The following is a 23,211-nucleotide window of genomic DNA, read 5'->3' as shown; positions in this document are numbered from 1 at the left end:
CACTTGTTTCCTCGAGGCGCACCAAGCAAAATCGGACGAACTAGAGAATATTCCTTCGATTTTTCCTCGGAGGCGGGCAAGAAGGCCCGAATGAGACTTGCGTTCCATAAGCTTGTTGCTTATTAGCAAAAAAGATGTTCCCGCCATCCCTCAGAGTATTCCTCGGCTGCATCGTGCTGCCGGGATGCCTTTTCGCCTCGCCCGTTTCCCTCGAGGGAACGGATGTATTGACTCTCGGCGCGCGCCCTCCGGCGATCTTCACCGAGACCGTCACCGCGCTCGGCGCGCGCCTGATCAAGGAGGGAGAGACTCCCGGCATCCTCTTCCTCGATCCCTCGGCAACCATCTCCGACTCAACACTGAGAACCGCGACAGACGTGCTCCAGCAGGGCGGGAGCCTGGTGGTTTCAATTTCGGGAAAAGCCAATTCCCTGCAAAAAATCGCCTCGCTCCTGCCGGTCAATCTCTGGCCGGCTCTGGAGGAACACTATCGGCGGGGGGAAACGGGGGCCCGGCTCCCTGCCGGGTCTCCGTTGGAGGCGGTGGCGCAGACTCCGGGGTTTGCGCTTGCGAGCAGGTTTGACCTGCATCTGCCGCTTTCCACGATGGAGACCGGCCAGCATCGTTACGAATGGGAGGCCATGGGCAAGCCCGCCTGGAACACGGATTGGAAAGTCCTGCTCGAGAGCGACCAGGGCGGCGGCCTGCCGCTGCTCGTGGAGGGACGCGTCCATGCGGGCAAGGTCTTCGTGTTTGGCGGGAGCCTCTTCGACAGCCGCCTGACCGAGTGGAGCGGGTATCCGCAGTTTCTGAAGGAACTGCTCCTCGCGGCCTGCCCCGTGGCACCCTCCCCGGCAGATTCCGTTGCCAGCCAGCTCACGCTATCCATCCCGGATCACCAGCCAGGAAAGTCGCTCACGGTGGAGGTCGTCAATCCCACCGACCAGGCCGTGCAGGCGGTACTGTTTGCCAAGGTGCGGAGACTGACCCGAGACCTTCTCAACAGCGTGTCGTCCGAAGTCACCGTACCACCAAAGGGCACGGCATCGGTCGCCGTACCGCTGGTCCCGGAGGACAGCCCGACGGTGTCGCCGGAGTTCATCCGGCTCGAGGCAACGATCGCAGACCGCACGCGCAACCAGACATTTGCCTCCGCCCAGGCGATCGTCGACCGGACTCCCGCCGTCACGATCCAGCTGAGCGGGGAGGATGTGCGAAAGTTCAAGGAGTCCAAGGGATGGCCGACCGGGGGCATCGATTTCCTCAACGGCAACGGCACTCCGCTGGCCCGGTACGTTTACCCCTGCGGAGACACGCCGAAGGTCACGATCCAGGTGGCCAATGCGCTGCACAATATCGCACCTCTCGGCACCGCCACAGACCTGGCGTGGCCGGAAAACCCCTCCACACAGGGATTGAACGACGGAGCAGTCAGCTACGGCAGCGTGAGGGGGAAATTTCCCATCTACGGCTACTGGGCCGGGCGCAGCGCGGATGAGCAGCGCCTGCGGCTCACCTGGCCACAGGCGGTGACGATGGCCGGGCAGCGCCTGGTGGGCCAGACCGGGTATCGCGACTGGGACCGGGCCAACCCGACGAACTACCAACTCCAGGCCGGCGATGCCGCCGAGCCGGCGGCAAGCGTGGAGAGAGCGCCGTACCCGCAGGGTTCCCGCGAGGACGCCTTCACCCCGCGCACGGCGACGGAATGCACCCTCGTCATGACGCGGCGCAAAGGCGACGCCAAGCTCGAACCCGCGCCCTTCCGGCCGGGACCAAACGGGAAGGAAATCCCGACCAACACCGCCCTCGGCGAATGGGAAGTGCTCGGCTGGCCGTCCACCCAACTCCCTCCCGCGGTGACCGGGACGCTCAAGGTGACCGCCACGGATCTGCGCACCGGCGAACAAAAAATCCTCCTGGAAAAGGAGATCACGCTCGATCCTCTCACGCGGCAGGATTTCACCGTCGAGGCGCCGACGGCGGAGAGCGCGGGCCAGATGGTGATCAGCGCCGAGTTTCATACCTCCGAGGGGCAGAGCACTCTCGCCGCCCTGCCGGTGTATTTCGTCCCGGAAGCGGCTCCCGCCCTGCGTCCCCGCTCCGCGCTGGGCGAGGTGGATATGGGCCTGCTCTGCTCGCCGGGATTCGTCGCGCTGGACGAGTTTGGCAAGGGAACCTCGGAGGACACCCAGGGATGGGGCGGCCCGGACGACAAGGCCTGGGCCTGGGCGCATGACATGATGGAGATCGGCAAAGACAATGCCGAGTCGAGCCGGCGATTTTTCCTCTCACCCGTCGGGATGAGTCACTACACGGACCCCTGGAGGGAATTCCCCTCCGGCCGCTATGTGTGGGACTGGGCCACGGACAAGCTGCTCGAGAAATTCGAGTCGGGACAGTGGAAGGGCAAGAAGTCGATCCACATCACCCTGAGCGACCGATGGAACGGAGTGCCCATCAACGCGACATTTGCCTGGGCCGACATCGTCGACTTCGATGAATATCTCCGCGCCAAGGGGCAGCCGGGCCTGACCAGGCGCACCCGCAAGGACCTGGCAGCCGAGATCTGCACCGAGCATGCGGATGAATACCAGCGGTATCACCTCAACCGGTACGCCGACGCCGTGCTCGAGAGCCAGAAGCGGCTGGCCGATGCCGGGATCACCATGACCGTGGAAACGCACGGCAGCTTCCCGCTGGCCGGCGGTCCGCTCGGGGAAAAGCTCGGCCAGACCCACAAGGCGGTCGGCACCGACCTTTTCTGGGAGCTTCGCAACGAGGATCTCTACCGATCGATCGGGTATCGCTTTGGCCTCGTCAGCGCCAATCCCAACCTGGAATCCGGAGCCTACAACCAGTGGGGATGGGTCAGCAGCATCCAGGCGAACCCCACATGGTTCTCACCCAGTGGCGCGGTGGAGCCCTCGCGCCGCCAATGGTACTCGACCTACTGGGCCGGTCGCGTCGCCACCGACGGCACGTTTCATCCGTACTCCGAGTTTGGCTTCTCCCTCCAGGGAGGCTACGGGTCGAAAAATACGATTGAGGATTGGACGCAGTTCAATCGCGTGCAGAGCCTCATGATCCATGTCCGTCCGGAAAAGCCAGCCGGGTTTGGGCTGGTAGTCTCCTGGCCGTGGCAGGAGCGCCGCATGGAACCCAAGGCCGGGCGGCTCGGATTTGGCCTTTATGCCGGGGCCGGCTCCGACCAGGTCGATCAACTGGCCGGTGAGCTCTACGGCAAACTCGTCACCAGCGGGCTGCCGATCAGCTTTGTCACGAATACACATGCGTTGAAGAACTGGTCGGGCCGCCAGCCGCTGGTCCTCCTCGAGGGGCTGGACTCGGAAGGCTGGGAAACCACCGAGCTCCGGCGGCTGCACGAAGCGGGAACCCCGCTTTTTGCCATCGGCGAAAGCGGCTCGGGGGGCGAAGTTGCAGAGCTCTTCGGCGTAAGGAAGGACGGGACCTCGTGGGCGGCGCTGTCCGGCACGCAGACCGTGACCGACAGCGAAGGGCTGCCTCTCGCCTTCATCACGCAGCGCCCCGGAGCAGGAGCGACCCTTTTCTCGCCTGTCCCCATTCGCAAGCTCACCGGTCCGCAGGCCCGTCAACTCACCGACCTGAGCCTGCAGCTTAGCGGGAATCCGCTGACGCTCCCCAGCGGCCTGGCCGTGACGGCCTTCTGCCATGGCGACAGTCTCTTCCTCGCCCTGGGAGACCAGGGCGACAGGGCGCGAACTCTCGACATTTCCGTCAAGCCGTCGTTGCTCGCCCCCTCGCTGCAAGGCACATCCTTCCGCGTGGTCGACCTCGATCGCGCCGAGATCGTGCCCTCCCGGTGGGAGGGAGACGCCCTGCATTTCCAGATTCCCTGCGCACCCAACGACGGGCGTATGATCCAAATCATTCCAACCCCAGCCAACTCATGAAAAAACGCGAGATCGCCTCAGCTGTTCACCTCCTCATTCCGGTTGTCGGAGCATCCCTGTTTCTCTCCTCCGTCCAGGCGGAGGACATCCTATGGAACCTGACCTTTGATGAAATGAAACCCGGGACGGCACTGGAGGCCGGCCCGTTCGATCCCCCGTGCGAGGTGCCACAAAAGACGTACTCCGACGCGGCGAACACGCTGATCGTCGAGGCCAAATCCGGAGACCTGGGAAAAAACCCGCTCGTCTTCAAGAAGGCCAATACCGAGCGGTACATGCCTTGCTTTGAGCTTTCCACCAAGGAGGAATACTCCTCGGGCATCGTGACGGTGGAGTGGGAGTTCACCATCGACGAACTCACCTTCAATGCCGTCAACGCGCAAAAGGAGGATCTCGACATGGAGACCCTGCTGACCTTTGCAATCTACAACGCCCCCGGCGGAGCCGCCTATCGCGTCTCGGCGGTCGGGAAACGGGGCGATGAGCTCGCGCTCAATACCGAGGGGTTCACCGACGCCACTCACGGGCGCGGCCCCAAGCTGAAGCCTTTCTCCGCGGGCGAGATCATGCGGGTCAAGATCGTGCTCAATCTCTCCGAGCAGAAGGCCCAGGTCTTCGTCAACGACGAGCCCTTCACCGAAGAGCTGCAGGGCGAAAAGTTCGGCATCTTCCACGGGTTCCGCGTCGGCGACGGCACCGCGGTCGGCGGCAACTACGGCAGCACATTCACCGCCTCCATCGACAACATCAAGATCTCCCACCAATGAGGCTCAGCCAATACACTCTCCCCGCCCTGGCCGCCGCACTGGCGCTGACCGGCTCCGCCCTGGCCCAGATGAAGACAGGCGAGCAGATGAAGAACTACGAGGAGGTCTTCGGAGTAAAGATCAACCAGCGCACGTATCCCTATGAGGTCACCCTGCTCGAGGGAACGCCCGAGGGCAACGTGCTCTACCCGGGAGAGCAGCCGAGGCTCAAGCTGCTCTTTACCAACAAGACGGACGCGCCGATCAAGACCGAGGCGAAGATGGAGGTCATTCCCTTTGGCACCCGGGGAATCCCGGGCGACATCTGGCTGCCGGAGTTGGTAAGACAAGGCGACCCGATGCCTGGCAAGGTGGCGCTGGACATTCCAGCCAATGGTTCGCAGATCGTCGAGTTTGCGCCGAAGATCCCGGAGAAGTTTGGCGCCTATGCGATCGTGGCCGACCTCGGACCGATCGGCCGGCGGCTGGCCACGTCGTGCGCGCGCACGTTTGCCGCCTCCCCCGAGCGCATCCAGTACCCGACCCTGTCGCTCGACGACGCCGCGGGAGTGCCCATCCTGAAGCGGCTCGGCATCCAGGCGATCCGCATGGAGTTTGGCTACGTCCCGACCACGCAAAAGGACTACGAGAAGAAGATGGCGCTCCTCGACCAGCGATTGAAGGAGTACCAGGAAAACAACATCACCGTGCTGCTCGTCTTTAACAATGGAGGCGGCAACGAGACGCAGGCGCTCGGCCGCACGCGGCCGCATCTCGATGCCGACGGGGTGATGCTCGACACAAAGCAGGATTATGCCTGGCTGCCGCAGTACGATGCGGACTTCCAGAAATTCGTGGCCGACACCTGCCGCAAGTACGGCTGGCCCAAGGGTCCCGTCACCGCCGTGGAGCTATGGAATGAACCCTGGGAGGGCATCTCCATCTCGGGATGGGGAGCGGACTCCGAACGGTTCCGCGAGATATTCACGGCGATGGCCAGGGGTGTCGAAGAGGCGCGCAAGGACGGTGCGGATGTACTGATCGCCGGGTGCGACTCCTCGACGAACACCTTTGACAAGCTCTTCGCCGACGGGTCGGACACCTTTCTCAAGTGGCTCGACGTCTGTGCGATCCACTACCAGGGACCATCGACGCCCTCCATTTATCGCAAGTGGATCGATCGCGACAGCCCGCGGGGACGAGTCAAGATCTGGGATACCGAAAGCTGGGTGGCCAACACGGATGATCGCGTCGCAGCGGTGATCGCGGCCAATCGAGCCTTTGGTTACGACCGCGCGATGGGCGTGTACTTTGGCAATGTCTCGAGGGAGATCAAAAAGGAGGTCGAGCTGCCCGACAAGACGCGGCAGAAGCTGCATAACTTTGACGCGTGGTCCACCGCCGCGGCGGTGGGCGCGGCCAATCACTTCCTGGGCGAGCGCCCCTTCCGCGAACTCCTCTTCAAGAATGGACTGCCGTGGGTGATGGTCTTTGACGGCTTGAAAGGCCAGCCCGACGACGGAACGATCGTGGTGGTCGGCGACATGGGCGAGTCCTTTGAACCCGATCTCATGCTGTTCCGCCAGGTCGAGGGCCTGTCCACGAGCAGGGAGCGGAAGGAAATCGAGGCAAAGCTCGCCGCGCTCCCCGCCCAGTCTCCCGAGCGCGAGGCGCTGGAAAAGCAACTCCAGAGCCGCCCGCCGCTCCAGGGTGCCACGCTCACGCTAAAAAACCCGGATGGGGAGTTTGTGCTGGCGGATTTCTATGGCAATCCGGTTTCCGGCAAGGGCGGTCAGATCACGGTGCCGCTGGATGGCCGGGGATTCTTTCTCCGCACCAATGGCAAGCCGGGGTCCTTTGAGCGTCTCACCAAAGCCGTCGCGCAGGCCCGCATCGATGGCTATGAACCGGTGGACATCGTCGCTCACGACATGCTCACGCCGGTGGATCGCGAGTCGACGCTACGCCTCACGCTCACCAACATCCTGAACCGCCCGGTGCAGGGAACGCTGAAGGCCTCGCTCGGCGATCTCACGCTCGATCTGCCCAAGGAGGTCTCGCTCCAGGCTCATGAGACGCGGGAGATCAAGATCCCTGTAAAGGGAGGGACGCCCCGGCCCGACAACACGTATCCGCTGAGCGTCGAGTTTGACGCCGGGAAGGATGGCAGCGCCGCGCACCGGGAAAGCCTGCACGTCAACCAGATCGCCAGGCGCACCATCGCAGTGGATGGCAACCTGGAGGATTGGAAGGGCGCGCTGCCCCAGCCGGTCACTGCCGACGAGGATGGACCGACGGTCATGGAGGCTGCGTGGCTGCCCTTTGTCAAATACGACACCGGCAAGTCCTCTGGAACCGCCAGCGGATTCCTCGGCTATGATGACAAGGCCTTCTACTTCGCCGCGAAAATCCTCGATACCACGCCGTCGGACGGGACACTGCGCTTTGCAAAGCGCGACCTGGACGCGGACTTCTACCCCGAGGTCTCGTACGAGTACGATGGCGAAAGGACCTTTCTGAAAAAGGACGAAACGTGGAACCAGCCGATCCGCGAGGCCGCCGCGCTCCAGATGCCCGGCGCGCCAGACCAGCGCAGCCACACAGCCTGGAGCAGCATCGCGAAGGCGCTCGCCGTCGATCTCTCGGTGGAAAAACCGACCACGGTGACCTTTTACTTTGTCGACTGGGACGGGCACAAGAACGGCAGACGCAATGTGCTCCTGGACCTCCAGGACCCCGAGACCGGAAAATCGCTGGCCCGCACGACCGTCGCAGAGTACGGCCCGGGCAACCATGTGTCCTTCCTGGTCTCCGGCAAGGTGCGTGCCATCATCCGCACCCGTTCGTGGCTGGGAGCATCGCTGAGCGGCATTTTCCTCGATCCCGCTCCGCAGGGCGTGACCCTGAACGGCAGCCCGGCGGCAAAGCTCCTCGGCACCGACCTCAACACGGCCGGAAACTGGATCGGAAAATACGGACGCGACGGTTTTGTCGTGGCGGGGGCGGAGCCTCGACTGCCGGATGGCTCGAGCGTGCGCTTCCTGGACGATGCCCCGCGGGTGGAGCATCGCTGGCCCGAGGGCGTGCGCCGGTATTCCTATCGTCAGCGTCCGGCGCTCCCCTTTGGCAGCGCGCCAAAGTTTGACAACGTGCAGATCGCCTTCAACGTGATCCCGGTCGGAGAAAAGGCATCCAGCATCTCACACCCTCCGGGAACGATGCCGCGCTTCATTCCCTATGAGGATACCGACTACGAGTATGCATTGAATCCCGTGGCCGGGAAATACGGCGGAGGCACGGAAATCTGGCGCAGCCTCGTGCCAGGCATGGTGCGCAAGCACTTTTACCCGCGCCAGCCCGCCGCCCCCCAGGAGGGCGCGGTGGAAGACGGACAGCTCGCGATCAAGCACGAGGGCAATACGCGCATCATCGAGGCCGCCATCCCGTGGTCGGAGATTCCGCTCGTGAAGAAGGCGCTGGATGAAGGCAAGACGGTGAGATTTTCCTTCCGGGTCAACGACAACGGCGGCCCGGGCATGGAGCTCGCCGCTGGAAGGAGCGTATCCAAGAAAAACCCCATGAGCTTCCATCCCGACTGGATCGCGCACTGGGCCAACGAAGTGGAGTTCAGCTTTGAAAAATAGATCCGTGCTCATCGCCCTCGTTCTCGCTGTCGCCGGGCCGGTGATGGCCGCCGACGTGCTCGTCTGCACCAGCGAAAACGCCCCCGAGGAAATCCGGAACGCCGCGGCGGAGCTCGCGGAGACAGCTCCCCTGCTGAAGGCGCTGCAGGCCTCCGGGTCCAGCCGGGCCACGGCACAGCAAACCAGCGAGGGTCTGCTGGAGCCTGCCGCCTACAATCTCGCCGCGCAGAATCACCTGGTCGTCATCGGCCGGCCCTCCCAGGACCCGTTGATGAAGAAGGTGCTGGGCGAGATGGTGGGCATCGATGAGGAAACACGCCGCCTGCAATCGCTCGGGTGGGGACAGTTTGAAGGTGACGTCGGCTGGATCGAGAGCGACCGCAACCCGTTCCTGCACTCGCGGCGCACCAAGGCGGCTCCGGATGGCACTCTGCTCGTCAAGATCAGCGGCACCTCCGACGCCGGGGTGCTGGCCGCGGTGCGGGCATTTCAACACGGCATGCTGAACGGGATCGTCCCGGCCGGGACGGTCTCCCGGCCCAAGACCACACTGCTCGATCTCGATCCCTTGACTGATCCCGCGCCCGTCGACCTGCCCGAGACCATCACAATCAACGGTAAACCGGCATACCTCGCCGGGTGGTCGCAGATCCCGGCGAACGAATACCGGGCCGTGCTCGAAACGACGGGGACGGAACCTGCGCGCATGTGGCGGTACAAATACCTCGTGCCGGGCTTCCTCGGGAAAAAATCCCTCGAGCGCTGGCTGAGCGGTCCCTCGCTCAAGGCATACGGAAACACGTTTGAGATCATCGAGTTTGCGGAGGAGAGCGCCGCCAGCCAGGGCGTCCTGAAAATGACGCGCGAGGGTTTCAAGTCTGCGGGGATCGAGGGTTTCAAGTCCGCAAGGACCGGCCCGCAAGCCACTGACGAGGTGATGGAGAAGCCCATTTGGAACATCACGACCCTCGCCGCCGGGCGCAACATCATCCTTGCCACCCTGCCGCCCGATCAGACCGCCACGCTCGCCCGCCTGGTACAGGGCGCCACGGTCAAACCGCAGTGAGGACCGGAGCCAGCTATTATCCGGATCTCGGCTCGCGCCCGAAGTGGGAGGCCGATCTCGCCGTGGCGAGGGAAACCGGCCTGTCGGTGCTGCGGTGCGGGGAGTTCTGCTGGAGCCGGCTGTCGCCCCGCCCGGGCGAGTGGAGCACGGAGTGGATCGAGGACTTTCTCGATACCGCCTACCGCATGGACTTTTCCGTCATCTGGTGCACGCCCAGCGCCACGCCGCCGCCCTATCTCTTTGACCGATGGCCCGACCTGACTGCCGTCGATGAAAACAACCGCCCGGTGCCGGTGGGCGTGCGACGAAACTACTGCCCGTCGCACGAGGGCTACCGCGATCTCTGCGCCACCACCGCAGTGCGACTGGCATCGCTCATCGACACGCACCCCGCAGTAGTCGGCTGGCAGATCGACAACGAACTGGCGGGCGACGGCTTTACCTGCTGGTGCCCCGGGTGCCGCTCGCAGTTCCAGCGCTGGCTGGAGGCGCGTTACGGCACGCTCGATGCACTTGCCGTCGCATGGCAGTCGGACGTGTGGTCGCAGAGGTACTCCGACTGGAGCCAGATCCCGATTCCGCACCGCGCGTTTCCCGCACATGCTCCGGCCTTGAAACTCGCGTGGAGGAGATTCCGGTCGGACAACTGGCTGGGATTTTACCGCGCCCAGGCCGATGCGCTCCGGACTGCCGGGACGGCCAAGCCCGTAACCACCAATTTCTTCAATCTCTCGTGGGACACGCCCTTTGATCGCTGGAGCTTCCGACCTCACCTGGACGCGATCGGGATCAGTCACTACATCGAGGATGAGGCAGGCTCCGCCCTGGAGCTCGCCCTGCTCCGGGGCCTGGATGAAAAGCCACTGTGGGTACTGGAGCAGAAAGCGGGCCAGCAAAACGCCCAGAACCTCTATCCCGAGGACCTGAAACGACTGGGGACGCACCTGAAGCGGTGCGCCGAGGCCGGTGCGGAGTACGCCCTGTACTGGCACCTGCGCCAGCATCCGGCGGGTTGCGAGATGGAGCATGGCGCGGTGCTGCGCCACGACGGCAGACCGACCCGCATGGCGACGGCCATCCGGGATGCGATCGCGCGGCTCGACGCGCCGGCCGCCGCCGTGTCCACCAGACGCATCCTGGTCTTTGACTTTGGCCAGCACTGGGCGCAGGAAACGCGACCGCAGCCCGGCGCGGCCTGGAGCTATCGGGAGACTCTGGAGCAGGACTGGTTCGCCGCACTGCGCGATCTCTGGCCCGATGTGGCTGTCGGCCCGTACGATGAGGCCCTCACCCGGGGCGAGATCGTCTTTGCCCCGCACTTTCAAATGGCGGACAGGATCGAACTCGCCGAGGACTTCCTCAGGCGCGGCGGAACCCTGGTGACGACGGCGGATTTTGGCCGTCTCGACCTCGAGAACAACGTCCGCCCCATCGCTCCGCTCGAGGGATTGCCGGAAGGCGCGGCAACGCCGGGCGAAATGCTGCATCTGCAACCCGGCTTTTCCGTCGCAGGCAGCCTGGAAAATCGCGCACTCCACGGGCGCAACTTCTGGTTCCTCCCGACAGCAGCCAGTGGAGTCCATCACCTCGCTCATCACCAATTCAGCGGACCAGCCTACCTGGAGAAAGCGATCGGGCGCGGTCGGCTGATCGTCCTGCTCAGCGCCTTTGACCGGGCGGGCCTCACCCACCTGCTTCGCTCCCTGCTGCCATGAGGCTCCTCCTTTTTGCGATGTGCTGGGTCGCCACGATGCGCGCGGCGGATCGACCGGAACTGACTATTCCCATGACACAAGCCAGCGCGGCCTGGCCGGCGGAATCCGCGTGGGAAACAGCAGCCAGGATACCGGCCCTGTCGCCTCCGCTGAACGCAGCGCCGGAGGGGGAGGAACAGACGACGGTGCGCCTGCTCTGGACCCGCGATCACCTCTTTGTCCGCTTCACCTGCCGGGAGGGCACGCCTGTGAATCTCGATGCCACGCCGACGGCGGAGCGCCCGCTCCATGTCGCCGACTGCGTGGAGATCTTTCTGGACCCGGTCGGCGATGGCCGCGTATTTGCCGAGCTGCAATTTGACTCGCAGGGGCGATCGTTTGACGCACTGCACGTGTACTCGGCAGAGCCGGTGGCCAATGAGGACTTCACCATTCATGAGGACGTCATACGCAGGGAATCGTGGTTTTTTCCGGAATGGACTCTTCCCGGCATGCGGGTCGAGGCCCGGGCGATCGCCCCGGGCTGGGAGGTCACGGTCGCGCTGCCAGCCAGTCCGCTCCTGAAACGACTCGGGCGCACGACCTTCGAGACCGGCGAGGAACTGCGGGCCAATTTCCTCCGGCTCGACTACTCCGCGGCGTCCGGCAAGCCACGGATCACAAACTGGGCGCCCGTGGTCTTCGGCAGGGCCCATCGCTCTCCCGCCGGCATGGGGCGGCTGGTGCTGGCTGGTCCGGGAAACCCCTAGACCGCCACCGCCTCCACCGGGGAGGTCGCAGGCGAGCGATCCCGGCGCACGGTCAGGTGCCGGAGGCTCTCGAGGACTCTCACGCCTGCCACGATGCGGTTGATATATTCCTCGGATATCGACTCACGGAGAGTAAGCGCCCGGTAAAACTCCTCCCACTGATAAACGCCCGAGCACTCATCAAAAGAGGCCACCTCGACGACGCGGGAGTCCCCATCCAGGCGCACCAGGGAAAGCTGTGCGCGCTCCGGGCGGGCGACAGCGCGCTCGCTGCCGACATTCCGGTAAATGCTCCCGCGCTCAAAATGCAGGCTGAGTCCATTTCCATACTGGTCACCATCGCGGACGCAAAACGACGTGTGGATCGAACCCAGGCAGCCGCTGGGAAAGGAAAGCGTGAGCAGGGCATTGTCGGGAGTCGGTCGTCCGGTGCGAATGCGGGATGAGGCAAAGCTCACGGCGTTGGGCACACCGGCGAGCTGGAGGATGTCGTTGATCAGGTAGATGCCCAGGCGCATCATCGCTCCGCCGGGACACTTGTCCGGGTTGTCCATCCAGGAGCCGTCGGATTTCTCGAAATAGGAGGCCCAGACATCGCCGCGGGCAGAAACCAGCGCCCCGAGGTCGTACTGATCCCTCCACTGAAGAACCTGGCGGATATCCGCCGTCGGCTCCGGGCTGGGTGAATTCAGATGAATCGTCCGACCCAACTGCTGCGCCTCGCGCAGGATCTGCTCGGCCTCGGCGGAATCCAGCTCGAACGGCTTGGTGGTGAGAACATCCTTCCCGGCGTGCAAAACCGTCCGGATGAGCTCAGCCCGGCGATAAGGGCCGGTGAAAAGCCCGATCGCCTGGATTTTCGGGTCGGCCAGCAGTTCTTCGAGGGAATCGGTGGCACGCACTCCTCGCTCCCGGCCCACGGTCTCCGCGAGGTCCTTGCGGATGTCGCATACCGCGCTCAGCTCAATGAACTCACTGGCCGGCGTCGAGTGCAACAACTCCACGATATGCCGTCCAAATGAGAGTCCGACAATGGCCATGGAGATACGACGAAGGGGTGTTTTCATTGAGTATAAGCAGTTTTCACCGCCGGATCATTCTCCATTGGTAAAATCACGATAACAGATACGGATTTCGTATCAAGATTTTGCTTATAAGCACATAAAGCAGAAAAAGCCATCCGCCATGAAATCGGGAGGTGAAAGCCGGAGGTTCCCCGGTGGAGGAATGTTGCATAAACCGCCCATTGGCAGCGAAATGCAGCGGAACTCCGAAGTCGTCACACTCGGAAGAAAAGGGGCGCGAGAAAGGGCAAAGCCGCATGGAAAACAGAGGCCCGTGCGCGCCCGATCCGGGCCGGGAATCGTCCAAGACTACTCGGTGGACTGGCCCGGCAGGGTCCTGCCCAGGACGAGAACCGCGCCGACATACCAGTCGGACCCGGTGAAGGCGGCGGGGTGGGCTTTCCAGTCTTCCAGCCCCTTGCCTGCCAGGATTTCGCCCTTGGCGACAGGATCATCGAGCACCTTCACAGAGACGTCGTGCGGGCGGTCGGGCAGATTTTCCCCGATGGGGATCGTGACGAGCCGGTGGTAGCCGCAATAGCGATCGAAATTGACCACCTTGCGCGAAACGCCATCGAGGGTGATCTCGATCACGCCGGAGTCCGGCCCCCGGACGCCGTAGAGGAAGGCATCGCTGCCGTGAAAGCGGAAATCGAGCGAATCGCCGGGGCGCAGTTTCGCGATTCCCGGAAGGCGGCTGGAAAAACGCGCAGCCATGGGATCAGGCGATACACTGGCGTCGGATGCGGCCCGCCGGATCGTGGCGGCATCATTGATCGCGACGAGGCGGGCGTGTTCCCAATTGTCCGCATCCAGCGGTGCGACGAGGGGGTGCGGCGCAGGGTTGCCCTGTGGTTCCATCTGCGTGAGGGCGCGAATCAATGCCTGGGTGTAGAGCACATGGCCGGTATCGGTGTAGGGATGCACGCCATCCTTGGAAAAGATGATGCGCCCCTGGGCGTCCCTGGGCACGGGGGTGGCTTCGTTGAGCGCATCCCCCGCAACCTGCTCGACGCGGGCGTCGGGCGAGGCCGGGACGAGCTTTCCATCCCTGGCCAGGGCGGCGGCCTGGATGCCGAGATGGACGCTGGGGATTTGATAATGGTCGGCCACTTCCTCCATGACGCTGGCGGCGCGGGTCAGACGCCCCTCCTGCACGGCGGGGAAGCTCACCGTGACGAGGGTGTAGACGAAGCAGATGTCGCAGCGAGGAGCGGCCGCCCACGTCTGACGAACGATGCCCTCCATGGCCTTGCGGATTTTCCCCGACGGCGTCCCGCCGTCATTCACCGCGAACTCCACGAAAAGGAGATCGGGCTGAAAGCGCAACACGTCCTTCTCCAGACGATAGACGCCGAGGTCGGACCCGGTGCCGCCGATCGCGGCATTGATCTCCTCGATGCGTGCGGAGGGGTATTTTTCGCGCAGCCACTTCAGGCTGAGCACGCGCCAGCCTTTTTGCTCCGTGATGCTGCCGCCGAGATAGGCGATCTTCACCGACTCGCCTGCCTTGAGTTTCGCGAAGACATTGGGCAGGCCGCCACGTGGCACGCACTCCACTGCCGGCCGGACGGGTTCCGGCGCGGGCGTGGCCTGGGCGTGCAATCCCCCGGAGGGGGCCAGAAAGAGAAGGGCGGCAAATATCCTGAGGTGATTCATAAACGCTCTTATTGGGTCCCCTCCCCGGCCACCAGCAGGTAGCCGAGACGCACCTCACCATTCACCCCCGGCGTGGAATCCGGCGCAGGGAGCGTGATGCGCAGGACGTGCTCGCCCGCAGGCAGATCGCGACCCACGATGTCGAGCGAGTACCCGCCTCGGGTATTCGGCGCGACGCGCAGGGGGGCGCCGCCATCGATGCTGGCGTCGAATGTGCCGTAGCCCTTGTCCATCGGATAGAATACTCCCGCCCAGGTGCCGCGAAAGGGAATCTCCAGCGCCGCGCCCGGCTCGGAGGCCGAGAGAGTGCCATTGAAAAATGCGTCCATCCAGAAAGGCGGCGAGGCGTTCTTTCTCCAGCCCGGCACGCCGGTGATGCCAAAGAGCGGAACCATGCGCCCATCGAGAATGAGCGGTTTTTCGCTGATGGGATGAGGCAATACCGAACGGCCATCCACTGGCTTTTTGTCCAGCAGGGGCGCGAGGGTCTGCTCGATCGTACGGGCGTAAAACCGGTTGCCCGCTTCGTTGGGGTGGACGGCGTCGGAGAAAAAGGCGGTCCAATCCTGGCCGGTGCGCTTCAGTTCCGCGTCGATGGCGGCCTGGAGGTCCACCTCAAGCAGGCCGTAATGGCGGGCCACCTGGCGATGGCGCTGAATCCTGCTGCCTTGCTTCGCCGCAGCCTCGAGGAAGATGATGGCAGGAGGATGGGGCAACTGCCGGAGCCGGACGACGAGGCTTTCCAAATACCGGATGGCGACATCATCGGGCAGGCTGTCATCGTTGACGCAGGTCTCGATGGCGACGAGATCCGGCTGATGGGCGATCACGTCGCGCTCGATGCGGAAAACGCCCAGGGCGCTGCCGGTGGCGCTCATGCCGGAGTTGACCGTCGTCACACGGCTGGAGGGGAATTTCTCGGTCAGCCATGGGCCGATCCACCCCTCTCCGGATTGGGTGATGGAACCTCCCAGCGCCACATAGCGGAGCGGCGCACCGGCTCTGGCGGCGGCAAAAACGCGGGCAACATCAGCTCCGGCCTCGGCCTCCCCCGCGATGCCAGGACGGAGAGCGAGGAGAAGGACGGCGAGCGCACACCCAATCGGCAAGGTCCGCCTCTCCCTGTGGAGTATGCTCATGGATTCCGGGGAGGCTGGAGATGATCGTCGTTGGTCAGGATTCCCGCATGATACAGGAGATTCGGATACTCCAACCGATCGAGGATCGCATACCGGCTGCGGCCTTGCAGCACGGGCTGGTTGTTGCGCAGCAGGGAGAAAACCGGAGTGAAGGCCATGCCCGTTGAAATGGGTGCCTTCAGCGACGTAATGCCTGCTCCCGCCATCTCCGAGCGGGTCTCGCCACCCGCCTGGATACGCAACTCGCCAGGTTCCTTGAGGAAGGCGAGAAGCTCGATGTCATTGCGCGCGGTCATGTTTCCCTCGGGAATGAGTTTCCACGGTTCGCCCCGCAGCGAGGCGGTATCGGTGTGCTGGATCCTATGGAAATAGTAGAGCACATCGCGGTCGATGACCGGCGCAGCGCCCAGCTTGAACCACTGAATGTAGTAGGCATTCAGGTCGTAAAGCGCGAAGCCGATCGCGGTGGAGGGCGCCTGCGCCTGCTCGGAGTAGTCGGACCACGTCGTGATGAAAACCCAGTCCGCACCGTCGCGAATGGCCGACTGCCACATGTTGCGAAACGCCTCGCTACCCCAGGCCTCCCAATAGACGCGCTCGCGAGTACGCACGTCCTGAAAGACGACGGGAGACACGACCTTGGTCGTCAGCGGGCGAGCCTTTTCCACCCAACGGTAATCCTTGGGCGTGCGCGGCCCCCAGTCGGCCATCGCGTAGCAGAGTGCGCTGTAGGTTTGGAGGCGGGCCGCAGGCAGTCCATTGAACTGCCCCAGAAAGGCGACAGGGACGCCGCGAGCCGCGAGCCGATCGACGACGCGCTGCCACCAGGCGGCAGGATACATTTCCGTACCCCATTTGCTCAGGTAGACGCGACCGTCTTCCGTGCGCAGCAGCTGCGGGTGGGCGAGGATTTTCCGCACGATGGGAGAATCCGCATAGGCCGCGGTCCAGGCCGACTCGATATCCTGATCCGGCGGGAGACCGGGCGGAGGCTTCGGCCCGGCGTAGATGGCGGGAATGATCCGGAACCCGGGATCGACCCGCGCCGCGGCATCCATCAGCGCAAAGGAACGGCGATTGTATTCCCTGATATTGGCAACATCGGGATAGCTCTCGGGCAGGGCAAAGAAATCGAGGAGGAACCCGTCGAGACCCATCTGGATGCCGAGACGCACCTCCTCCTCCATCGCGCGGATGAGCACCTCGTCGGCGGAGAGGCCCGGCTCCATCGGCGGGCGGGGCAGCGGACGGTAGAGCAGCTCCGTGCCGGACTTCACGCGATCGGCAGGAGTCAGCGAGGGGTTGAAGAGCTTCTTCGTGTACGGAGCGAGGCCGGGGTCCCTGTCGGAATACCCGGAGGGATAGATCTCATAATAATATGCATAGACCTTGCGCGGGGAGGCGCGGAGCACGGAAAGGGGCGCTTGCTTGAACGGGAGCAACGCATCGCGAGGCGCGTCGACCCGACCAGCCATGAGGACATTATCCAGCGCCCACCCGCCTGTCTGCTCCTGGCTGCCGATATTCCGGAAGCTCAGGCGGGTGAACGCAAGGTCCTTCTCCGAAAGAGCGATCGAGGCGGAGCCCGCCGCCCCCTCGGGCTTGGTGCTTTCGGTGAGTGCGACCGTCGCCTCACCTGCTCCGGAAATGCGCACCGCGACGTGATACCAGGTGTCGGCCTTGATCGGGGCGACGCGCGTCAACGCACCGCCGATCTCCCCGGCCTGCAATTCTCCGCCGGGAGCGATGTGCAGGCGGAGGCCTTTCCCCGCCGAGTCGTCGAGGCGGCACTCCCAATCCAGCGTCGACCCCGCTGTGTTCCTGAAGTCAAACCCGAGATACAGCGGGCCGGGCGGAGGCGGGGCAAAGGTGTACGAGATGCCGCAGCCCGCCCCGGCCGCCGGGTCGCGATCCTCCATGACGAGGCCCTTGCCCGTGACGGCATTGGCGATAAACCGAGACTCTCCCTCCGGCCGGAGCTCCATGCGGGCGAGGTCGGAGAATTTTCCCACGGGCTGCCACGGATAGGGCGGCAGCGATCCGGCGGGATAGACATCGAAGCGCTCGACGGGAAGCTGCTCCGTGGAGAATCCCGCCGGACCGGACGACCCTCCCTGCGGTCCGCAGCCAGCAGAGGCCATACATACCGAGAGGGTCGCTCCCAGCATGGGATTGCGCAGCGGATTCATTCCACCGGAGCAGTCAACACGATATCCGCAAAGGCCTGGGTAAATGCGGCGCCCGAGGCACTCCGCTGGGCAGGCGAAATGGAGCCGATCGTCAGGCGGTCGAAGCGCGAGTAGGCGGCATCGGTCGCCGAAAAACACTCCTGCCCGTCGATCACGACACTCATCGAGCCATCGGCGCGGCGGGTCCACTTTACCCGCACAAAGGTATTTTCCGGAAAGACGACTTTTTCCGAGATGAAGGCAAAGGGCTGAGCGCCGTCCGGTCCGATGCGTGATAGTGTGCAGTTGTTCGTCGTTCCCTGGGCGACATCGAGCTGATAGCCACGGAAGTTGTCCTCGGAGTTGCCGAGAATGACAAAGAAGCGATTGGCACCCAGAACCTCCTCGCTCCGAAACCTCACGTCAAACTGCAGCTCAAAACTCCCATCCGACAGCGGCGGAATCGCGATGCGCAGCGAGTCCCAGGGAATCTTGCCCGATGGCTCGACAAAGAACCGCCCGCCGTCCTGGCCAACGGTCCAGGGGAGATTGGGGTTGGCCTCGGTCCAGGCAGGATTCTCTCCATAAGTCCCATCGGAGAAATCCTCCTTGAATACCACGGAGCCCGTACCCGCTCTCAGCGGGCAGGCTGCAACCAGGGCCGCCAGAGCGGCCAGCATCGTATTTCGCATCATGAGGGAGCGGGAGCGTATCAGCTCAGCGTGCCGGAGCGGCAGCCTTGCGGCGCGCCCGATAGCCAAATAGCACAAAGGCCAGCCCACCGGCAAACATCGCGATGGTGGACGGCTCGGGAACGGTAACCGTGAGAGTATCAAAGCGGCCGATGACGGAGCTGTTGGGCGTCGCCACGAGGAGGCCGATGCCGGTGATCTGGCTGGAGGAGAGGTTTGACCCGAGGACGCTGCCGAGGGACATGGCCGCGCCGGGAGTGAGGGTGAAGGAGCGCCAGTCGGCGGCGGCGGTGGAAAACGCGAGAGTCTGGGTCACGCTCGATGTCGTCGCGCTGGCAAATGCCGCCTGCGAACTGTAAACGATGGAATTGGAAAAGGCCTGGTTGGAAGCGTACCAGGCGCCGCTGCCCGCCGTGCCATCTCCGCCGATCTGAATGAGCAGGCGAGCGGTCATCGCCGTGCTGTTGTTGCCCATCGTCCAGGTGATCGTGCTGCCGGAAACATTCAAGCCAGTGGCGAAGTTTCCCACGATGGCAAAACTGTTGGCATAGTTGGGAAGCAGCGAGGAGTTATTCAACGCCAGGTAACCATTCGGAGTAGAAGGATTCCCGCCCAGCGGAGCGATGAAGGTCTTGTCGATCTCCGCCGTGATGATCGTACCGGTGCTGCCCCAGTACGAGGTCCAGCCGATGGTGCTCTCGGACTGATTGCTGCCCGCGGTGTTATTAAACAACTCCTGGTAGATCACCTGGGCGTGCGAACACGAGAGGGTGAGGAGCAGCGCGACGGCAGGGAGGATATGGCGCATGGAAACAGTTTTGGGGGACATCGTGAGGTGTTTCATGGGTGGGTGAAGGCTGGTTGCTAAGGGGAATTCTTGACGAAACGCATCCGGTTACAAGGCGGTGACCATCGAACAGTTCGATAGCCATCGAAAAAACGGGCGGGTGGCCGGAGGCGGATCGTAATGGTTAGTTCGTACCGGCGGACAGGCGGGAGACGGGCATGCTGGTGTTGCCATTGCCCTCGGAGTTCACCATGCGGAGGAACCAGGCGTTCCAGTTCGCGGGGTCTGCGGCCTTGCCCCGGAGTTCCGTAATGTTGAGGTCCACGGCCTTGATGCCGGTCTCGACGAAATCCTCGTCGGGTTTGGCGAGGTTTTTGATGAGAACCTTGCCCGAGCCGTTCCCGCCATTGGCCGAGAAGTCGATCTCGAGCCGTACGCGCAGCCAGTCGCCGACCTGGATGGTGTCGGGCAGAGGAGCGCGGGCAAAGACCTCCTTCCCGCCGCGATAGACGACGAGGAGGACCTGGTTAACCTGCTCCTTGCGGGCTTCGCTGAAGGCGGAGAAGATGCCCACGCGGGGAGCGAGGATCGAGAGATCGGGCTTGTCAGCAAACTCGCTCTCCACGGTCAAACCCTCCACCACCGAACGCTCCTTTTCCGCCGGGCCGGTCCACTGGACATCCAGCTCGATCCAGCCCGACCGGGGCACAGGTTGAAACGGTTCCCTCCCGATCGGACGCATCACGCCACCCGCGCCGCCCTTGATGAAGGCGACCTGCGCGGTCTTTGCCCCCTCGCCCGGGCCGACCTGGGGATAGCAGACATTGATGCCGACCTGCCATTGATCGCGCTTCGGGAGGAAGCCGTCGCTCAAGGCGTCGAAGTCATACTCGACAGAGTCGGCGTGAAGGGTCAAAGGCAGCGCGATCAACGCTGCGGCGAGGAATGTGGCGACCGGATTTTTCATGGGGCTTTCGGGTTGGAAATATTAGGATCAGGTGATACTGCCAGGGCGGCAACGCCGTCGGGGCCGAGTCCGGCGCCGATGACCTGCACGTCGTCGAGCACGCCGGTAAAGGCGGGGCCGTCGGGGGATGTCCCGGAAAAACCGATGGATGGCATGATGTGCGTCCTTTGATAGGCGGGCTTTCCCGCGGCCACCTCGCCGAGATCGGCGCCGTTGAGATACGCCCGCACGCTTGAGAGGTCATAGACAAAGACGAGGTGATTCCACCCCGGCAGGAACGCGGTCTCCACGCGCCGCTCCAGCTTGACGCCGCCGCGATCAAAGGCCAGGAGCGACTCCCTGCCGGAAAGTATCTCCAGGCGAAACGGACCGGCCTTGAGCGTGGACCAGCGGGACTTCTCCCCGCGCCCGGAGGCTTGCACCTCCACCCACAGGCTCGTGGTCTGCGCCCCCACGGGCGAGGACTTGGAGCGGAAGCGGATCACGGAATCCCCACCCAACCGCAGAGCGCGGCCGCGATGTCCGCTCTCCAGCCACTCCCAGTCGCCCACGATTCCGGGCTTGAAGAGTTCGTCGCGCTTCAATCCTCCCGTCTCGATGCTGGCGCGGCCGGCCTGTTGGCTGATGCCGCGATCATTGAGACGCGTCCCAGCGCCCTCCTCCAGGTCGAGGTGGAACCACGGAATCTCGCTCCGGGGAACGAAGCCCGCGATCACGTGGTCGAGGGAAAGCGGATTAAGCGTGGTCTCCGAGGAGGGATTCACGAAATCCTCAAAGGTCCCCTCCGTCGCCAACCACTGGGCGGCCACGAGCGGATCGGCGCCGGGGCGCTCCACCCACACGGGCGGGGAGATGGCGACGCGGTCGTTCCTCAGCAGTGCCATGGCCTGGAGGAGCATCGGACCGTCCTCCTCCAGGTGAAGCGGGATGGTGCGCTGCCATGGACCGGTCTTGACGGGATAGTCAATATTGGCATCCGTCATGTCGGCGGTGAGGATCATGCTCAGGGTGGCGGGCTTGCCGCCGATCGAAACAGTGCGCGAGGCTCCGCGCCGGAGCTCATCGAGATTTGCCGTCACGGCCTGCGAGGGATCGCCCTTGACGTAATTCAGCGTGAGCCGGGCATCCGGCGAGAGGTCGAGCCGGGCGACACGCGAGCGGGCCTCGCTGTTCACGGGACGGATGGAGAATGTCGCGGACGGCGCGTTCACGGTCTTCAGCGCGTCATTCGGGCGACCGGCGACTCCGTAGAAATCGCGAATGACGCCGCCCTCCACCGCCAGAGTGAGAGGGCGATCCTCCGATGCCTCGATGCGCACGAAGATATCGCGCAGCGGAAAGTTTCCCGCAGCCTCGGGTTCGCGAAACGCGCCAAGGCTCCGGGTGCCGTCAGTAAGGTTCACCTTGCGAATCGTGCTCGCGTCGCCGTCGATGGTGAGTGCGACCGTATCCAGCAGGCCGCCCGGTTGCACGGAGAGAGCGAGCTTTGGCTCCATGGCGATGCGGGCCAGATCGATGGCGTAGGGCACGGGGTACTGGATGAGATTGAACCGCAGGCGCGTGGGCGGCAGCGCGACATTCTGATAGAGAGGCTGCCATTCTCCACCGGACTCGCGATAGTCCACAGAGACGATCGGCTGGATCGCCGGAACGACGCCGACCACGCCCGATGTATCCCAGCGCATCTCGAGCAGGCTCTCCCGATCGGCAGCGCCCTCGCTCATCGAGCGCAAGACGATCGCGCCCTGCGCGTCGGAGGCTCCCACTGGGTGCAGCGCAACCTGCGCGCGCCACTCGAGAGTCTTCCCGCGTGCCGGCAGACCGACCACCTGAAAGAAAAACTGGTCACCCGCCATGCACTCGACCGGGTAGGACACCACGACCTTCGAGTCGGCGAACGGGCTTTTCCCATCATCGGCCACGCCGTGGAAGAAGCTCAGGATTTCATTATGTCCCCAGATGTTGCGACTGGAGGGAATCTCAAGCGACTCCTGGGGATCATTCCACGTCACAAGCATAAGCTGGCGATAGCCGAGGGAAACCCAGGTGCGCAATGAATCGACCAGGGTGCGGACTCCGTGAAACGGCACATGGATGAATTGCCCCGGGCGATTCGAGCTATCGTAGCCCGCGGCGATGGAGGGAACATATAGGAAGCCCCCCGCGGTCGGCCCGGCGAGGCTCTCGGTGAGGGCACGAGGCTCCTCCCCCTCCGGGGCGCCATGCATCCAGCCCTCCGCGGCCCGCAGGCCCAGGGCAGCGATGCGAGCGGGGTCGAGATCGGGACTCGTCAGGCTGCGAATGGTCGGCGCGAGCACGATCTTGAGTCCCTTATCCTGGAGCTTCTTCTGCAACGCCGCAACGTCGGAGGTCCTGGCCGACTCCCAGACGAAGTGAATTTGATAGCCATCCTTCGTATAGACATGCGGGTCATCGAGATGCTTCTCGTAAAACTCGACGATACGCTTTTCGGTTTCTTCAAACGTCTTCGGATTCGCGTAGGCCCATTGCGGTGAGATATAAAACATCCGCCCGGTTTCCTTGCGGACCTTCCTCGCCGCTTCAAAGATGTCCTCGGGAACGAAGATGAGCATCTGAAAGCCATTCACGCCGCTGTCGAGAGCCTGGCGAATATCCTCCTCGTAGTCTTCCTGAAGCAGCGCGTGCTGCGCATCAAAGGGCCACGCATCATGGTTCCCGCCGGAGTACGGATGCGCGTGCATGTGCCCGTGCGGAACCATCGGCATGTAGTGCGCCCAGAAAATCACCGGCGACTCCGGGGATCTGGACGGCAGAGGGAGGGCACCGGCCCGGGCGGAACAGCCGGCCAGGGCGGCGAGCGCAGCGATGAGGAGGAGAGTGACCTTGCGTATCATAGAA

At 63.8% G+C, this 23,211-nt stretch carries 14 protein-coding genes; 6 read left to right on the top strand and 8 right to left on the bottom strand.

Annotation, left to right across the window (positions count from 1 at the left end; all coding sequences use genetic code 11):
• Window positions 1-134 precede the first annotated feature (134 nt).
• The 6 genes from TSACC_RS05505 to TSACC_RS05480 are packed head-to-tail and all read left to right on the top strand — an operon-like array spanning window position 135 to window position 11,855.
• A complete protein-coding gene (locus TSACC_RS05505; RefSeq protein ID WP_075078388.1) occupies window positions 135-3,935 on the top strand; it encodes a hypothetical protein in 3,801 nt (1,266 codons plus the stop codon).
• Window positions 3,932-4,702: a hypothetical protein gene (locus tag TSACC_RS05500; protein ID WP_075078387.1), complete on the top strand. Its 771-nt coding sequence runs from the start codon at window positions 3,932-3,934 to the stop codon at window positions 4,700-4,702. Before TSACC_RS05505 ends, TSACC_RS05500 begins: the two co-directional genes overlap by 4 nt.
• On the top strand, window positions 4,699-8,325 hold the full coding sequence (locus TSACC_RS05495) for a DOMON domain-containing protein (protein ID WP_084400214.1): 3,627 nt from the start codon (window positions 4,699-4,701) through the stop codon (window positions 8,323-8,325). Before TSACC_RS05500 ends, TSACC_RS05495 begins: the two co-directional genes overlap by 4 nt.
• A 4-nt stretch (window positions 8,326-8,329) precedes the next feature.
• Window positions 8,330-9,391 carry a hypothetical protein gene (locus tag TSACC_RS21695; protein ID WP_075078386.1) on the top strand — a complete coding sequence of 354 codons (1,062 nt, stop codon included), beginning with the start codon at window positions 8,330-8,332 and terminating at the stop codon, window positions 9,389-9,391.
• Complete coding sequence (locus TSACC_RS05485) at window positions 9,388-11,106, top strand: beta-galactosidase (protein ID WP_075078385.1); 1,719 nt, start codon at window positions 9,388-9,390, stop codon at window positions 11,104-11,106. Before TSACC_RS21695 ends, TSACC_RS05485 begins: the two co-directional genes overlap by 4 nt.
• Window positions 11,103-11,855 carry a carbohydrate-binding family 9-like protein gene (locus tag TSACC_RS05480; RefSeq protein ID WP_153811299.1) on the top strand — a complete coding sequence of 251 codons (753 nt, stop codon included), beginning with the start codon at window positions 11,103-11,105 and terminating at the stop codon, window positions 11,853-11,855. Before TSACC_RS05485 ends, TSACC_RS05480 begins: the two co-directional genes overlap by 4 nt.
• Here the strand turns inward: TSACC_RS05480 and TSACC_RS05475 are convergent.
• The 8 genes from TSACC_RS05475 to TSACC_RS05440 form a co-directional block, all read right to left on the bottom strand.
• On the bottom strand, window positions 11,852-12,922 hold the full coding sequence (locus TSACC_RS05475) for a Gfo/Idh/MocA family protein (RefSeq protein WP_084400212.1): 1,071 nt from the start codon (window positions 12,920-12,922) through the stop codon (window positions 11,852-11,854). The genes TSACC_RS05480 and TSACC_RS05475 overlap by 4 nt on opposite strands.
• A gap of 306 nt (window positions 12,923-13,228) precedes the next feature.
• A complete protein-coding gene (locus TSACC_RS05470; protein ID WP_075078382.1) occupies window positions 13,229-14,578 on the bottom strand; it encodes an SGNH/GDSL hydrolase family protein in 1,350 nt (449 codons plus the stop codon).
• 8 nt (window positions 14,579-14,586) lie between these two features.
• Entirely contained in the window at window positions 14,587-15,717 is a 1,131-nt protein-coding gene (locus tag TSACC_RS05465) for an SGNH/GDSL hydrolase family protein (RefSeq protein ID WP_084400211.1), read from the bottom strand.
• Window positions 15,714-17,906: an endo-1,3-alpha-glucanase family glycosylhydrolase gene (locus TSACC_RS05460; RefSeq protein WP_075078380.1), complete on the bottom strand. Its 2,193-nt coding sequence runs from the start codon at window positions 17,904-17,906 to the stop codon at window positions 15,714-15,716. The genes TSACC_RS05465 and TSACC_RS05460 overlap by 4 nt, the downstream gene beginning before the upstream one ends.
• On the bottom strand, window positions 17,903-18,580 hold the full coding sequence (locus TSACC_RS05455; protein ID WP_153811298.1) for a hypothetical protein: 678 nt from the start codon (window positions 18,578-18,580) through the stop codon (window positions 17,903-17,905). Before TSACC_RS05455 ends, TSACC_RS05460 begins: the two co-directional genes overlap by 4 nt.
• Before the next feature lie 22 nt (window positions 18,581-18,602).
• Entirely contained in the window at window positions 18,603-19,385 is a 783-nt protein-coding gene (locus TSACC_RS22250; protein ID WP_075078378.1) for a PEP-CTERM sorting domain-containing protein, read from the bottom strand.
• A gap of 163 nt (window positions 19,386-19,548) precedes the next feature.
• Window positions 19,549-20,331 (bottom strand): hypothetical protein, encoded by a 783-nt coding sequence (locus TSACC_RS05445; RefSeq protein ID WP_075078377.1) that lies wholly within the window; start codon window positions 20,329-20,331, stop codon window positions 19,549-19,551.
• Window positions 20,328-23,207, bottom strand: coding sequence for a LamG-like jellyroll fold domain-containing protein (locus TSACC_RS05440; protein ID WP_075078376.1), 2,880 nt, complete (start codon window positions 23,205-23,207; stop codon window positions 20,328-20,330). Before TSACC_RS05440 ends, TSACC_RS05445 begins: the two co-directional genes overlap by 4 nt.
• Window positions 23,208-23,211 lie beyond the last annotated feature (4 nt).

The sequence above is a fragment of the Terrimicrobium sacchariphilum genome (genome assembly GCF_001613545.1).
Lineage (GTDB): Bacteria > Verrucomicrobiota > Verrucomicrobiia > Chthoniobacterales > Terrimicrobiaceae > Terrimicrobium > Terrimicrobium sacchariphilum.
This window is presented reverse-complemented; position numbering and strand designations above follow the sequence as displayed.

Bases quoted from the DNA above. Each gene is read 5' to 3' on its own strand.
- TSACC_RS05500 (WP_075078387.1), top strand. From the start codon at position 3,932: ATGAAAAAACGCGAGATCGCCTCAGCTGTTCACCTCCTCATTCCGGTT.
- TSACC_RS05445 (WP_075078377.1), bottom strand. From the start codon at position 20,331: ATGAAAAATCCGGTCGCCACATTCCTCGCCGCAGCGTTGATCGCGCTG.
- TSACC_RS05455 (WP_153811298.1), bottom strand. From the start codon at position 18,580: ATGATGCGAAATACGATGCTGGCCGCTCTGGCGGCCCTGGTTGCAGCC.
- TSACC_RS05470 (WP_075078382.1), bottom strand. From the start codon at position 14,578: ATGAATCACCTCAGGATATTTGCCGCCCTTCTCTTTCTGGCCCCCTCC.
- TSACC_RS05505 (WP_075078388.1), top strand. From the start codon at position 135: ATGTTCCCGCCATCCCTCAGAGTATTCCTCGGCTGCATCGTGCTGCCG.
- TSACC_RS22250 (WP_075078378.1), bottom strand. From the start codon at position 19,385: ATGCGCCATATCCTCCCTGCCGTCGCGCTGCTCCTCACCCTCTCGTGT.
- TSACC_RS05440 (WP_075078376.1), bottom strand. From the start codon at position 23,207: ATGATACGCAAGGTCACTCTCCTCCTCATCGCTGCGCTCGCCGCCCTG.
- TSACC_RS05480 (WP_153811299.1), top strand. From the start codon at position 11,103: ATGAGGCTCCTCCTTTTTGCGATGTGCTGGGTCGCCACGATGCGCGCG.
- TSACC_RS05465 (WP_084400211.1), bottom strand. From the start codon at position 15,717: ATGAGCATACTCCACAGGGAGAGGCGGACCTTGCCGATTGGGTGTGCG.
- TSACC_RS05460 (WP_075078380.1), bottom strand. From the start codon at position 17,906: ATGAATCCGCTGCGCAATCCCATGCTGGGAGCGACCCTCTCGGTATGT.
- TSACC_RS05475 (WP_084400212.1), bottom strand. From the start codon at position 12,922: ATGAAAACACCCCTTCGTCGTATCTCCATGGCCATTGTCGGACTCTCA.
- TSACC_RS05495 (WP_084400214.1), top strand. From the start codon at position 4,699: ATGAGGCTCAGCCAATACACTCTCCCCGCCCTGGCCGCCGCACTGGCG.